Source organism: Pseudomonas sp. GXM4, from assembly GCF_008923895.1.
In the GTDB taxonomy this organism is placed as follows: domain Bacteria; phylum Pseudomonadota; class Gammaproteobacteria; order Pseudomonadales; family Pseudomonadaceae; genus Aquipseudomonas; species Aquipseudomonas atacamensis.
Genome location: NZ_WBRZ01000156.1, coordinates 1 through 13,391, shown reverse-complemented (window position 1 = coordinate 13,391; position 13,391 = coordinate 1). Strand labels below are relative to the sequence as shown.

Below are 13,391 nucleotides of genomic sequence, written 5' to 3'. Positions count from 1 at the left end.
AGGAGCTGCCGAAGGCTGCGATCTTTTGCTTTTAGCGACCGTCAAGGATCGCTGCATAGCCTTCGCGGTAACTTGGATACTTCGGCACCCACCCCAACGCTTTCGCCCGCGCATTGCTGCAACGCTTGCTGCCAGTGCGCCGCACACTGGCGTCGTCCGCCCATTCAGTCACACCCAGATACTCGCGCAACCAGCCCACCACCTCAGCCAATGGCGCCGGCGCGTCATCCACACCGATATAGAGCTGGTCCAGCTTGACGCCCTCGCGGTCTTTTTCCAGCAAGAACGCCAGCAGCCCCGCTGCATCATCGGCATGAATCCGATTGCCATACAGCGGCGGATCAATCGCCACGCGATAGCCGCGACGCACCTGAGTCAACAGCCACTCGCGACCCGGGCCGTAAATGCCGGTCAGGCGCAGCACACTTGCCGGGATGCCGCTATTGAGCGCGACCTGCTCGGCTTCGAGCATCAAGCGACCTGAATATCCGGCCGCGACAGTCTCGGAGGTCTCATCCACCCATGCTCCATCCTGCTGGCCGTACACGCTGCTGCTGGACACAAAGATCAGTCGCTCGGGCACTTGCCCATAGTCGTTCAGCCAGCTCAGCACGTTCTGCAAGCCCTGCACATAGGCCTTGCGATAGCCCTCTTCATCGTGATCGGTGGCCGCTGCGCAATACACCAGATAATCCACGGCACCCACCGGCCAGGTCGCCGGGCATTCTTCGCTGAACAGGTCGCCGGCGACGCCGATGACACCCTCCGGCAGTTTGGAAACATCCCGGCGCAGGCCATGGGCTTGCCAGCCAGCCGCCAGCAATTGCGTGGCCAGACGACTGCCGACATCACCACAACCGGCAATCAAAACAGAAGGCGCGGACATCAGAAAACTCCCATCGGAAAGGCACAGACTAGCTCTGGCACAGGACGAACGGCTAGCAATGAAGGAAAAAAAGTTACTCTATTACTTTTGTTAACAAGAATTACTTGCAATAATGCACGCCACTTTTGTTCTCGGCCTCACGAGGCTTGGAAGAGCAACAACGTTTTTCTATCTCAGGTCCGGCCAGCATGACACGTAATCAAACTCCCGCTTCGCCAACCACTCGACCTCGCGCCTGGAGCGCCGTCGCGGCTCTGTTGCTCAGCCTGATGCTGGCACCGACCGCCGCCTTCGCCGACGCCCAAGCGCCCGCCACCCCAGCCGCCACCGAGCAGAGCGCACCCGCTGCCGCTCCGGCTGCACCGGCCGCCACCGATCCGGTGCAGGCTGTCGACGCGGCCGACGCACCTGAAGTCCTCGAAGCCGACAACACCTTGGGCATGGCCCACGACCTGTCGCCGTGGGGCATGTATCAGAACGCCGACATCATCGTGAAAATCGTGATGATCGGTCTGGCCATCGCATCGATCATCACCTGGACTATCTGGATCGCCAAAGGCTTCGAGCTGATGGGCGCCAAGCGTCGTCTGCGTGGCGAAATCGCCGCACTGAAAAAAGCCACCACCCTCAAGGAAGCCAGCGCCACCGCTGGTAAAGAAGGCACCCTCGCCAACCTGCTGGTGCATGACGCGCTCGAAGAGATGCGCCTGTCGGTCAACAGCCGCGAGAAAGAAGGCATCAAGGAGCGTGTCAGCTTCCGCCTCGAGCGCCTCGTAGCAGCCTGCGGTCGCAACATGAGCAGCGGCACCGGCGTCCTCGCCACCATCGGTTCGACCGCACCGTTCGTTGGTCTGTTCGGTACCGTGTGGGGCATCATGAATTCGTTCATCGGCATCGCCAAAACCCAGACCACCAACCTCGCCGTTGTCGCACCGGGTATCGCTGAAGCCCTGCTGGCCACTGCACTGGGTCTGGTTGCGGCGATCCCTGCCGTGGTGATCTACAACGTCTTCGCCCGCTCCATCGCCGGTTACAAGGCGCAGGTCTCCGATGCCTCGGCAGAAGTCCTGCTGCTGGTCAGCCGCGATCTCGACCACCAGCCTGAGCGCAGCTCGCAGCCGCACATGGTTAAAGTGGGGTAATCGGCCATGGGCCTGCATTTGAAAGAAGGCGCAGACGACGATCTGGCCGAGAACCACGAAATCAACGTCACGCCGTTCATCGACGTGATGCTGGTGCTGTTGATCATCTTCATGGTGGCCGCGCCGTTGGCCACTGTGGACATCAAAGTCGACCTGCCCGCCTCGACCGCCAAACCGGCGCCGCGGCCGGAAAAACCGGTGTTCCTCAGTGTGAAAGCGGACCAGCGCCTGTTCCTCGGTGACGACGAAGTGAAAGCCGAAACCCTCGGCGCTACCCTCGACGCCAAGACCCAGGGCAAGAAAGACACCACCATCTTCTTCCAGGCCGACAAAGGCGTGGATTACGGCGACCTGATGAGCGTGATGGACAGCCTGCGCGCCGCCGGTTACCTGAAGGTCGGTCTGGTCGGTCTCGAGACGGCAGCCAAGAAATGATCACGACGCGCCATAAGCTGACGCGTTACAGCGGTAGCCTGGCCGTGGTGCTGGGTGTGCATGCGCTGGCCATCGCGCTGGCGCTGAACTGGACTGCCCGCCCGCCCATCGAATTGCCGGCGCAGGCAATGATGGTCGAGCTGGCCCCGTTGCCTGCCCCGCCACCGCCGGCTCCGCCGAAAGTCGTCACACCGCCGCAGCCACCGGCTCCGGTGGAAGAATTGCCGATTCCGAAACTGGCTGAAGCACCGAAAGCGGAAATCGCGGTACCCAAACCCAAGCCGAAGCCCAAGCCAAAACCGCCGAAGCCGGTCGAGAAAAAGCTGCCCGAGCCGCCGAAGGAAAAACCTTCTGAGGAGAAACCGGCCGATACCCAGCCGACCCAGGCACCGACGGAGAAATCCGCCCAGCCTGCACCGGGCCCATCGCCAGCTCAAGTGGCGGCCAAGGCCAGTTGGCAAGGCGCCCTGCTCACGCATCTGGCCAAGTACAAGAAGTACCCGCAGAGTGCGCAGTCGCGTGGCAAGGAAGGTTTGAATCGTCTGCGCTTCGTGGTTGATGGCGAAGGTAATGTGCTGTCGTTCGAACTGGTGGGCCGCTCTGGCAACGCTGATCTGGACCGGGCCACCCTGGACATGATCCGCCGCGCCCAACCGCTGCCAAAGCCGCCGGCCGACATGCTCAACAACGGCTCGATCGAAATTGTTGCGCCGTTTGTTTATTCGCTCGAACGCCGTCGCTAAGCAACACCGCAATACCTGTGGGAGCGAGCTTGCTCGCGAAGGCGCCAGGTCAGTCAGAGCAGTTTCGTCTGACATACCGCATTCGCGAGCAAGCTCGCTCCCACAAAGTGATGTGCTAACCAGTAGATCCAGCCAAGAGGCACCGAAAGGTGCCTTTTGCGTATCTGCCAGCGGCAAACCCACCTCGACCGGTGTCGCACTCAGCCCGCAGTCTGATAACGTGCGTCTATCGATTGCAGCCGGTATGCTTGGCGCGCATCTTCATGGACGCTTGCTATGACCCTCACAGAATTACGCTACATCGTTACCCTCGCCCAAGAGCAGCACTTCGGCCATGCCGCCGAGCGTTGCCACGTCAGTCAGCCGACGCTGTCGGTGGGCGTGAAGAAACTTGAAGACGAACTCGGTGTGCTGATTTTCGAGCGCAGCAAAAGCGCCGTGCGCCTGACCCCGGTCGGCGAAGGCATCGTCGCCCAGGCGCAAAAAGTCCTGGAACAGGCCCAAGGCATTCGCGAACTGGCCCAGGCCGGCAAGAATCAGCTGACCGCGCCGCTGAAAGTCGGCGCCATCTACACCGTCGGCCCGTATCTGTTCCCGCATCTGATTCCACAACTGCACCGGGTCGCCCCGCAGATGCCGTTGTACATCGAAGAAAACTTTACCCACGTACTGCGCGACAAACTGCGCAACGGCGAGCTCGACGCGATCATCATCGCCCTGCCGTTCAACGAAGCCGACGTGCTGACCCTGCCGCTGTACGACGAGCCGTTCTACGTCCTGATGCCGGCCCAGCACCCGTGGACCAAGAAAGAGTCCATCGACGCCGGCCTGCTCAACGACAAGAGTCTGCTGCTCCTCGGTGAAGGCCACTGCTTCCGCGATCAGGTGCTCGAGGCCTGCCCGACGCTGACCAAGGGCAACGACGGCGCCAAGCACACCACGGTGGAATCCAGCTCGCTGGAAACCATTCGCCACATGGTCGCCTCCGGCCTGGGCATCTCGATCCTGCCGCTGTCAGCGGTGGACAGCCATCACTACGCCCCCGGCGTGATCGAAGTGCGCCCACTGACCGCGCCGGTACCGTTCCGCACCGTGGCGATCGCCTGGCGCGCGAGCTTCCCACGGCCGAAAGCCATCGAGATCCTCGCCGACTCCATTCGCCTGTGCTCGGTGGCCAAGCCAACGGCGCCGGTTACGGCCGGTTAAGCGAGCGTCATGACGGAGCTGTCGCAAGTGTCGGTGACGGCACTCAAGGGTGTCGGCGAGGCCATGGCCGAGAAACTGGCAAAGGTCGGCCTGGAGAATCTGCAGGACGTGCTGTTCCACCTGCCGCTGCGTTATCAGGATCGCACCCGCGTGGTGCCGATCGGTGCGCTGCGACCGGGACAGGACGCCGTGGTTGAAGGCACCGTCAGCGGCGCCGATGTAGTCATGGGTCGCCGCCGCAGCCTGGTCGTGCGCTTGCAGGACGGCACCGGCGGGCTGAGCCTGCGCTTCTACCATTTCAGCAATGCGCAGAAAGAAGGCCTCAAGCGTGGCACGCGGGTTCGCTGCTACGGTGAAGCCCGGCCCGGCGCCTCAGGCCTGGAAATCTATCATCCGGAATACCGCGCGATCACCGGCGATGAACCGCCGCCAGTCGATGAAACCCTGACCCCGGTCTACCCGCTCACCGAAGGCCTGACCCAACAGCGCCTGCGCCAGTTGTGCATGCAGACCCTGACGCTGCTCAAGCCGAGCACCCTGCCCGACTGGCTGCCGACCGAACTCGCCCGCGACTATCAACTGGCGCCGCTGGCCGATGCGATCCGCTATCTGCACAACCCACCCGCCGATGCCGATGTCGATGAGCTCGCCCTCGGCCATCACTGGGCGCAGCATCGCCTGGCTTTCGAAGAACTGCTCACCCATCAACTGTCGCAGCAGCGTCTGCGCGAAAGCATGCGCTCGCTGCGCGCGCCAGCGATGCCGAAAGCCACCAGGCTGCCGCCGAAATACCTGAAGAACCTCGGCTTCAGCCCAACCGGTGCTCAGCAGCGCGTCGGCAATGAAATTGCCTACGACCTCAGCCAGCACGAACCGATGTTGCGCCTGATTCAGGGCGACGTCGGCGCGGGTAAAACCGTGGTTGCCGCCCTCGCCGCGTTGCAGGCGCTGGAGGCCGGTTATCAGGTCGCGCTGATGGCACCGACCGAGATCCTCGCCGAACAGCACTTCATCACCTTCAAGCGCTGGCTCGAACCGCTGGGCATTGAAGTCGCGTGGCTGGCCGGCAAGCTCAAGGGCAAGAACCGCGTCGCCGCTCTGGAACAGATTGCCAGCGGCACGCCGATGGTGGTCGGCACCCACGCGCTGTTTCAGGACGAAGTGCAGTTCAAGAACCTCGCTCTGGTGATCATCGACGAACAGCACCGCTTCGGCGTGCAGCAGCGTTTGGCGCTGCGGCAGAAAGGCGTCGGCGGGCGCATGTGCCCGCACCAACTGATCATGACCGCCACGCCGATTCCACGCACATTGGCGATGAGTGCCTACGCCGACCTCGACACCTCGATCCTCGATGAATTGCCGCCCGGCCGAACCCCGGTCAACACCGTGCTGGTCACCGACACCCGCCGCGTCGAAGTCATCGAACGGGTGCGCAGCGCCTGCGCCGAAGGACGTCAGGCCTATTGGGTCTGCACCTTGATTGAAGAATCCGAAGAGCTGACCTGCCAGGCCGCCGAAACCACGTTTGAAGACCTCACCGCCGCCCTCGGCGAATTGAAAGTCGGGCTGATTCACGGGCGCATGAAGCCGGCCGAGAAAGCCGCAGTGATGGCCGAGTTCAAGGCCGGCAACCTGCAACTGCTGGTCGCCACCACCGTGATCGAAGTCGGCGTCGACGTGCCCAACGCCAGCCTGATGATCATCGAAAACCCCGAGCGCCTCGGTCTCGCGCAACTGCACCAGTTGCGCGGCCGCGTTGGCCGGGGCAGCGCCGCCAGCCATTGCGTGCTGCTCTACCATCCGCCGCTGTCGCAGATCGGTCGTCAGCGCCTGGGCATCATGCGCGAGACCAACGACGGTTTCGTCATCGCCGAAAAAGACCTCGAACTGCGCGGCCCCGGGGAAATGCTCGGCACCCGCCAGACCGGCCTGCTGCAATTCAAAGTCGCCGACCTGATGCGCGACACCGACTTATTGCCCGCCGTACGCGATGCTGCCCAGGCTTTGCTGGAGCGCTGGCCGACGCACGTCAGCCCATTGCTTGACCGTTGGCTGCGGCATGGGCAGCAATACGGCCAAGTGTGAGCACCGTCGCAGTTTGTGCAGGATCGTTCCTACAGAGCTGGTTATACTCCTGCCATTGTTTCAAAAACGGATACAGACCATGACCGAAGCTGCTCTCGTCCCCGAATCTCCGCAAGCTCCGTCTGTTATTCGGCTGCTGCTCAACAAGCTGGGCGTTGCCTACGAAGAAGTGCTCGACCACCACGGCCTCAATGCCTCGCGCAAAGTGCAGGCCGTGTTGCTGGACGACGCCGTGGGCGCGTTGATGGTGCTGTTTCCACAGAGCCAGTTGCTGGATCTCAATCGCCTCGCCGAACTCACTGGTCGCCGCCTCACAGCCGTGTCCACCGAGCGCCTGGAGAAGATGCTCGGCAAACACAATCTGAGCCTGCTCCCAGGCCTGCCCGCGCTAACCAGTTCGCCGTGCCTCTACGAAGAAAGCCTGCTGCGCGAGCCGAAGCTGCTGATCAACTCCGGCGAGCCGGGCCTGCTGCTGGAAATCAGCAGCGAAGACTTCAAATCGATGCTGACCAAAGCCAGCGCGGCCAACTTCGGCGAAGCCCTGAGCAGCATCCGCCCCAACCTCGACCGCCCGGACGATGACCGCGAGGAAATCACCCAGGCCGTACAAGCGTTCACCGCGCGGCGCATTCAGCAGCGCCTGGAAGCGACCATCGAAATTCCGCCTCTGGCCGAGACTGCGCAAAAAATCATCAAGCTGCGCGTTGACCCCAACGCCACTATCGACGACATCACCGGTGTGGTTGAAACCGACCCGGCACTGGCGGCACAAGTGGTGAGCTGGGCGGCGTCGCCGTACTACGCCTCGCCGGGCAAGATTCGTTCGGTAGAAGATGCGATCGTTCGCGTGCTCGGTTTCGATCTGGTGATCAACCTCGCACTGGGCCTGGCCCTCGGCAAGACCCTGAGCCTGCCCAAAGACCACCCGCAACACACCACGCCGTACTGGCAGCAGTCGATCTACACCGCCGCCGTCATCGAAGGCCTGACCCGCGCCATGCCGCGCGCCCAGCGCCCGGAGGCCGGCCTGACGTATCTGGCCGGTCTGCTGCACAACTTCGGTTACCTGCTGCTGGCCCACGTCTTCCCGCCGCACTTCTCGCTGATCTGCCGCCACCTGGAGGTCAACCCGCACCTGTGCCACAGCTACATCGAGCAACACTTGCTCGGTATCAGCCGTGAACAGATCGGCTCGTGGCTGATGCGCTACTGGGACATGCCCGACGAACTGGCCACCGCCCTGCGCTTCCAGCACGACCCAAGCTACGACGGCGCCTACGCCGAATACCCGAACCTCGTCTGCCTGGCCGTACGCCTGCTGCGCAGTCGCGGGATTGGCTCCGGACCGGATGAAGATATTCCGGATGCGTTGCTCGAACGCGTTGGTTTGAGCCGTGAAAAAGCTAACGATGTCGTCAGCAAAGTGCTTGAGGCTGAAGTGCTGCTGCGCGAACTGGCTTCGCAGTTCAGCCAGGCATAAAAAACCCGCGCTCACGGATCATTCTTTTTCCTGAGCGCGGGCAATTGCAGCTTCGTCATTTATCAAGCAATGAAGCGTGCGATCCATCCGCTCTTAGGCAGACTCAGCCGGTCTCGCCAATATTCACCGCACATAACAATTTTATTTTGCCCGGTAACTTGCACATTCAGAGTCGACTCCAGCCTCTCTGACGTATTAACTGTTACATAGCCACCGCTGAACTGCGTGTCAGGCTCGCCAGTAAGCTTGTAACGTGCACAGATGGCATGCATCTCGTCAGTTACGAACGCCCCGCCGCTGGTGCCGGCGACAATCAGCTTGCTTTCATCTGGGTTATCAAACGCACAACTCGTCCAGTTTTGGCCGATTTCAGGCACAATTTTTGTAAATAGAGGCTGACCATTATTGAAAAGAGGGTGAGGTGAGCCATCCGCACTGAGCACGACAATCACGCCCTCACCATCAAAAACCCCTTGGCCATCCTGGCCTCCAACCAGAGCAATTATTCCGTCCTTTTTTCTTACAGCAATATCGCGAAACACCGGCAGCCGATCAGACTTCACGATGAACTCGCCGAACTCATTGTCCCGCGTTCCATGTTCAGTGAAGCGCACAGCATAAGTCCCGAAGGTGCCTTCATCATCAAAGTCGCCATACACCACCAAGCCACCGTCTACATGAGCGGCCACTCCGCGGGCGGCGTTATCACCTGTCGCACCCAGCTCAGCCAATTCAACAGTGGCCGAACCGATTTTGTTGAAAGTGTTGTCGAAACTGCCGTCAGGATTGAGTCGCATGACCAAGCCTTTAGTTTGCTGTGAAGCATGATCAAAACCGAAATAAACCAGAGCCACTTTGCCCCCTGGCAACTCGATACCGGACGCACCAGAGCTGGCGCCGCTCTGGATTGCAGACTTTTCATGCCCAGGTATATTTTGGCGTGCACGAGCTGCCGTTAGCGCTCCATCGAGTGGTACGGGCCCTGAACCGTACGGAAATTTGGCGACACCGCCTTCACCGAATTTATCGTTGAGTCGCCCGTCTGGCAGGAGCTGGATAAGCACAAAACCGTTCTCACCATTCGGAGGGCGTGTACTGTATTCGACCGTAATCAGTACCCCTCCGTTACTCAGCAAGTTTGCGCCAAACTTCCCTGATAAAAATTTCTCCCCTGTCGAAATTCGCGCAAATCCTTGCTGGTTCTCGCCAAACCCGGTGCCAACATCAAGCTCGCCATGGTCCGTGAGCCGTGCGACTACGAAGCCGGGGAAAATACCTAATTCATTCGCCACGACGAACAGTCGGCCGTCAGGCAACGGAAGAACAACGTGCGGAGCAATGCTGATAAACTCGGGAAATTCCCAATTGAGTATGCCGTCAGCGGCAAATGTTGAATCAAGCTCACCTGCTTGTATGGTCATGTTGATAACTCTCCAATCCGGATAAGTCCCTTTACTGCTGGACATCTCGATCAAGCATCATTATGCAAACAAAAACACCTGTCATTTCTGACAGGTGTTCAGGGCCTTATGTGCCAATTTACCGACTTATTGAGCCAAACAATCACACTGGAAAGATGGTGCTTCAAGTCTTGGGCTTGGCCTTCCTCGGCACCAAATACTTCATCAACCCCTGAAACCACATCACCAGCGCCGGGTTACCCTTGAGCTGAATCGATTTGTCCTGAATCCCCTGCATAAACGCCAACTGCTTGTTCTTCGCCTGCATCGTCGCAAAGCCATAACCGGCATCTTTAAACGCAATCGCAAACGCAGGCTCCGCCACTACCCCAGACTTGCTGGTGATGCGCTGATCCTTGACCACGAAATGCCGCGCCACTTTCCCATCCAGCGTCTGCAACTGAAACACCAGATCCTTGTCACCCAACTGCTGCTGGAACGCAGGATTTGTCCGGCTGGCCTTACCCATCAACAAACCCATCATCCACAGAAGAAAACGAAATTTCATGCGCACAGCCTCAAAAGGAAAATGAACGGCCGGGGCAGTGTAAGGGATTCGGACGATAACGCCAGTATCTGACTCTATTGGAAGAGGATGCAGACCATTTCCCGCACGATGACCGCCAAGTCACGATTAAGCGCTCGCCCACTGATCGTTCCCCCGCTTCGCGTGGGAACGCATCCCGAGACGCTCCGCGTCTCACCGTTCACCTTTACACCTGTTGAAACACATCCCTGTAGGAGCCGGCGAAGCCTGCGATCTTTTGATCTTCCGCCCCGCGAATCCATGGAAAATTTCCTGCGAAGTGCGGGGCTGTCCGTGAACTAGTCGAGCTTGAAGATCACCGATAGGCTTCCTGCGTCATCGGCTATTCGGTGACCGGATGTGCAAGTCCGAATTCGGGAGCAATTTCTTCTTACTCCAAGGGATTTACACCGATGACCAATTCAACTGCCAACACCGAGGACACCTCCCCCTACGAATCCTTCGATTCAAGAAAACTACATGAAGCCGCCGAACGCGCCCTCAATCACCACTTCGGCAAATCCGACCTCTCTCAGGCCCCACGCCGCGAAGGCCTGTTCAGCCTGAACCCGGACATCGACGCCGAAGCCCTGCTGGCCAACGCTTCGGAAGACCTGCTGTCTATCAGTATCATCGCTGCGGATCTTGCGGACGACATAGATGGCTCACGCCGCTCGGTTGCATTGGCATTGAGTAGGATGGCGGGCGGGGTCAGATTGATGGTGGAAGGGACGCTTGATCACATTGAAGTGCGGAACCTGGCTGCCAAGTTTTAGCGAGATCCGCGGATGATAAAGAGGGGGCGTTGAGCCCCCTTTCTTTAAGAGTTCATCCCCACTGACAACCCGTCTCTGGAGAGGCCTCAATGCTAAAGTCTTCGTCGAACGAATACTGTTTGCCGGATTTGTAATTCGTGTAGCGCATCGAGTTCACCCGAGCGCCTTGCGTTGCGATGACATACTGCCCCGTCACCGCACCGTCTGAAACTTCCACCCAAGTCGTCGTGAATTCGTACGGCCCGCTCTCCGTCATGACGTACTCTTCGGTTCGGTGATGAACCAAAGTAATGGCTTTCTTCGACTTCCTGTACCTGACACTTGCGCCGCTCCATTTAGCGGCCACGTCGTAATAGGTTCTGAACTCAAAATTGATGTTTTTGCCTTCCAACGAATGGAAGCACCTTACCTGTGTAGAAACTTCACTGTGGGCCGTCAACGGCAACACCAACAACAGCACTAAAAATAACTTCTTCACAAATCCCTCTGAACCCGTTCTGTTGAATGCGCTTATGCCTATGAACGCCAGCGTTTCTAAAGCGAATAATCCGCCACTTCTTCCAGCCGCCAACACTGCCCACGAACAAACCGATATTCGAAAACATAGTCGGTATCCGGCTTCTGCAGGATCGCGATCGCTTTTTTGTCCCGCGCTTCCTTGACGGTCAACGTCAGGCCCTGGGCCTCTCGCGTTGCTTGATCCGGAATGACAGGAAACTTCAGTTGATCGCCGCTGAGACTGCGTTTTTCCATCTCGGGTTCGGGATCGCCGGCCACGGTCGTGACCATTTTCAGCGGTTGTTGTACGAAGGCTTTTTGCACATCTGCGCGTTCGGAGAAAGCTGAGAGGAACGCTGAAAAGTCGGTCGAAGGGCAAGCAACATTGGACGTATCAACCTCGACTTTGAGTGGATTCTGGCCGATGTCCTGATGCAGTTTTGAATCCGCAATTATCTTTGCATCCAAGTCTGCCAAGCGCTTTTTAATGCTGGTCGCATCCTTGTAAGCACATTCGACCTTTACATCATCCGCCAGATTTAGACCGTCGAGGCAGTTCTCAAGCTCGGGATCTGGTGGGTCGCCGCTAAAAAACCGCAAGGCCAAATGATCGCCGTCCTTCACCAAAGGCAATTCCAGCACCGAATAGGAATCACCTTCGAATTGACTGTGCGAGACTTTTTGTTTTGTCAGAACAAACATGGACTTCCCCGCTTGCTCCGGGAATTTGCGCTCGAAGAAGAACACCGAGGCGATCTGCTCACCTTCGACCTTCCACACATAATTCAGCGAAGGCTTCACGGCGTTCATTGAGGTGTAGAAGATCTCAGCATAAGGAACATGTCCTTCCTTTACCTGACCTTTGAGGTTGTTCTTCAAAAAGAACACTGTGATCTTTTGATCACCGAGCGATGCAATCACAGGCGGATGCAGCTCACCGATGGTTTGTGGGTCACTCGCTATTGCCTGCTGAGCCAATAAGGCAACCATGAATCCGAACGCACTCATACAACTTAAGAGCCTGGCCAATTCCACTCACTTCCCTGTTAATCAATCTTCAAATGTTTAGGCTGAGGGTTTTACGATGACTCAGGTGCGCCGCACTTCAGCTCTTTGATTTGCTCATTCTGGATCGGTATCACACAAGCGAGCCGCTTCTCTCTTTCCCCACGAAGCTCGAACAAGCTGAGCGTCAGGTGTAAACCATCAGTAGCGAACGCATGATCCTCAAACACCGCACTGGCATAGCCATCCCAAAACGACTTGCCCTCGAAGCTGCAGAACCGCTTGGACGCCAGCACTCGCCAATTGCCTTCGGGCGCGAGAAGCTGGACATTGAGGCAAGGGTTGCCAAACGTAGTGACGTAGCGAGCTACCACATCGCCGAAACGTTGCGAGGCCGATGCAGAAACCTTGGCCACATCGACCACATCACTCGGGCCATCAGGCGCAATCGCATCCAGGTAGGCGGCACGCTCCAGACTCATTCTGGTGATGCACTTATTGAGTACTTGGGAATAAGCCTGCGAACCGGGTGCGACAGCCGTGGTTTCAAGGGGGCAGGTGGTGTCACGCAATTTGATCCAGGCACGTTGCGACTCTTTGGCAGCGGCCATATTTGTCTTGGTCAGTTCCGGTTCGGGGCTGGACTCAAAACGCGACATCAGTTTTTTGTAGCTGGCATTGAGTCGTGCGTCGGCATTCTTACGGTCGGCCTCCAAGCACTCATCGTATTGCCAGCTCACGTTGATGACTTTGCAGGTGTCCTCGGCATGCGCGATTGATGCGCACAGCGTTCCAAGAGGCAATGCGATAAAACGGACAATCCTGTTCAATTTTTCATTCCCTGATGTGCAGTTCGCTCAATCACTTTGCGGAATTTTCTGCGCCTTGCCGTCGGCACTCATCGCGTCGCGGTACTCGCGGTAATAACGCTGCGCTTCTTCTTGCCGATCAAGTCGCCACAGCGAATCAGCCATGTTCAGCATCAGCACTGTGCGTTTACCAACGGCCTCAACGCCGCGATAAAACTTCAGCGCCAGCTCAACTCTACCGCCCTCGGCCAGATAAAAACCCAGGTCGTTGTACGCCTGAACATTTTGCGCCGGGGGATGGCACGCCATGTAGGACTCTGGACTCAAAAAAGTCAGGCTC

General features: G+C 58.6%; 14 protein-coding genes. 7 read left to right on the top strand and 7 right to left on the bottom strand.

Annotated elements, in window-relative coordinates; translation table 11 throughout:
• Window positions 1-31: 31 nt before the first annotated feature.
• Window positions 32-886 carry an SDR family oxidoreductase gene (locus F8N49_RS18440; protein ID WP_151552047.1) on the bottom strand — a complete coding sequence of 285 codons (855 nt, stop codon included), beginning with the start codon at window positions 884-886 and terminating at the stop codon, window positions 32-34.
• A 188-nt stretch (window positions 887-1,074) separates the two neighbouring features.
• Here F8N49_RS18440 and exbB point away from each other — a divergent pair, with 188 nt between their 5' ends.
• From exbB to F8N49_RS18410, 6 genes are all read left to right on the top strand, one after another.
• Complete coding sequence (gene exbB / locus F8N49_RS18435; RefSeq protein ID WP_024014803.1) at window positions 1,075-2,028, top strand: tonB-system energizer ExbB; 954 nt, start codon at window positions 1,075-1,077, stop codon at window positions 2,026-2,028.
• Between the two features lie 6 nt (window positions 2,029-2,034).
• Window positions 2,035-2,463 (top strand): TonB system transport protein ExbD, encoded by a 429-nt coding sequence (exbD, locus tag F8N49_RS18430; RefSeq protein ID WP_016772535.1) that lies wholly within the window; start codon window positions 2,035-2,037, stop codon window positions 2,461-2,463.
• Entirely contained in the window at window positions 2,460-3,206 is a 747-nt protein-coding gene (locus F8N49_RS18425) for an energy transducer TonB (protein WP_151552046.1), read from the top strand. The genes exbD and F8N49_RS18425 overlap by 4 nt, the downstream gene beginning before the upstream one ends.
• Before the next feature lie 276 nt (window positions 3,207-3,482).
• Window positions 3,483-4,412, top strand: coding sequence for a hydrogen peroxide-inducible genes activator (locus F8N49_RS18420; RefSeq protein ID WP_016772533.1), 930 nt, complete (start codon window positions 3,483-3,485; stop codon window positions 4,410-4,412).
• Between the two features lie 9 nt (window positions 4,413-4,421).
• Window positions 4,422-6,497 (top strand): ATP-dependent DNA helicase RecG, encoded by a 2,076-nt coding sequence (gene recG, locus F8N49_RS18415; RefSeq protein WP_151552045.1) that lies wholly within the window; start codon window positions 4,422-4,424, stop codon window positions 6,495-6,497.
• 79 nt (window positions 6,498-6,576) lie between these two features.
• Window positions 6,577-7,977, top strand: a complete 1,401-nt coding sequence (locus tag F8N49_RS18410) for an aminoacyl-tRNA deacylase and HDOD domain-containing protein (protein WP_071172104.1) — start codon at window positions 6,577-6,579, stop codon at window positions 7,975-7,977.
• Window positions 7,978-8,039: 62 nt separating this feature from the next.
• On the opposite strand, the gene F8N49_RS18405 is transcribed toward F8N49_RS18410, so the two are convergent.
• Both F8N49_RS18405 and F8N49_RS18400 read right to left on the bottom strand, forming a co-directional pair.
• Window positions 8,040-9,398, bottom strand: coding sequence for a hypothetical protein (locus F8N49_RS18405; protein ID WP_071172103.1), 1,359 nt, complete (start codon window positions 9,396-9,398; stop codon window positions 8,040-8,042).
• A gap of 163 nt (window positions 9,399-9,561) precedes the next feature.
• Window positions 9,562-9,945, bottom strand: a complete 384-nt coding sequence (locus F8N49_RS18400) for a helicase (protein WP_016772529.1) — start codon at window positions 9,943-9,945, stop codon at window positions 9,562-9,564.
• Window positions 9,946-10,376: 431 nt separating this feature from the next.
• On the opposite strand from F8N49_RS18400, the gene F8N49_RS18395 reads away from it, so the two are divergent.
• Window positions 10,377-10,739, top strand: a complete 363-nt coding sequence (locus F8N49_RS18395) for a DUF6124 family protein (RefSeq protein WP_071172102.1) — start codon at window positions 10,377-10,379, stop codon at window positions 10,737-10,739.
• A 52-nt stretch (window positions 10,740-10,791) separates the two neighbouring features.
• Here F8N49_RS18395 and F8N49_RS18390 read toward each other — a convergent pair whose 3' ends face one another.
• From F8N49_RS18390 to F8N49_RS18375, 4 genes are all read right to left on the bottom strand, one after another.
• On the bottom strand, window positions 10,792-11,217 hold the full coding sequence (locus tag F8N49_RS18390; RefSeq protein ID WP_071172101.1) for a hypothetical protein: 426 nt from the start codon (window positions 11,215-11,217) through the stop codon (window positions 10,792-10,794).
• A 56-nt stretch (window positions 11,218-11,273) separates the two neighbouring features.
• Window positions 11,274-12,245, bottom strand: coding sequence for a hypothetical protein (locus tag F8N49_RS18385; protein ID WP_225914403.1), 972 nt, complete (start codon window positions 12,243-12,245; stop codon window positions 11,274-11,276).
• 71 nt (window positions 12,246-12,316) lie between these two features.
• A complete protein-coding gene (locus F8N49_RS18380; RefSeq protein ID WP_024014810.1) occupies window positions 12,317-13,072 on the bottom strand; it encodes a lysozyme inhibitor LprI family protein in 756 nt (251 codons plus the stop codon).
• 27 nt (window positions 13,073-13,099) lie between these two features.
• Window positions 13,100-13,391: type IV pilus biogenesis/stability protein PilW (locus tag F8N49_RS18375; protein ID WP_256675468.1), on the bottom strand; the 292-nt coding region annotated here is incomplete at its 5' end.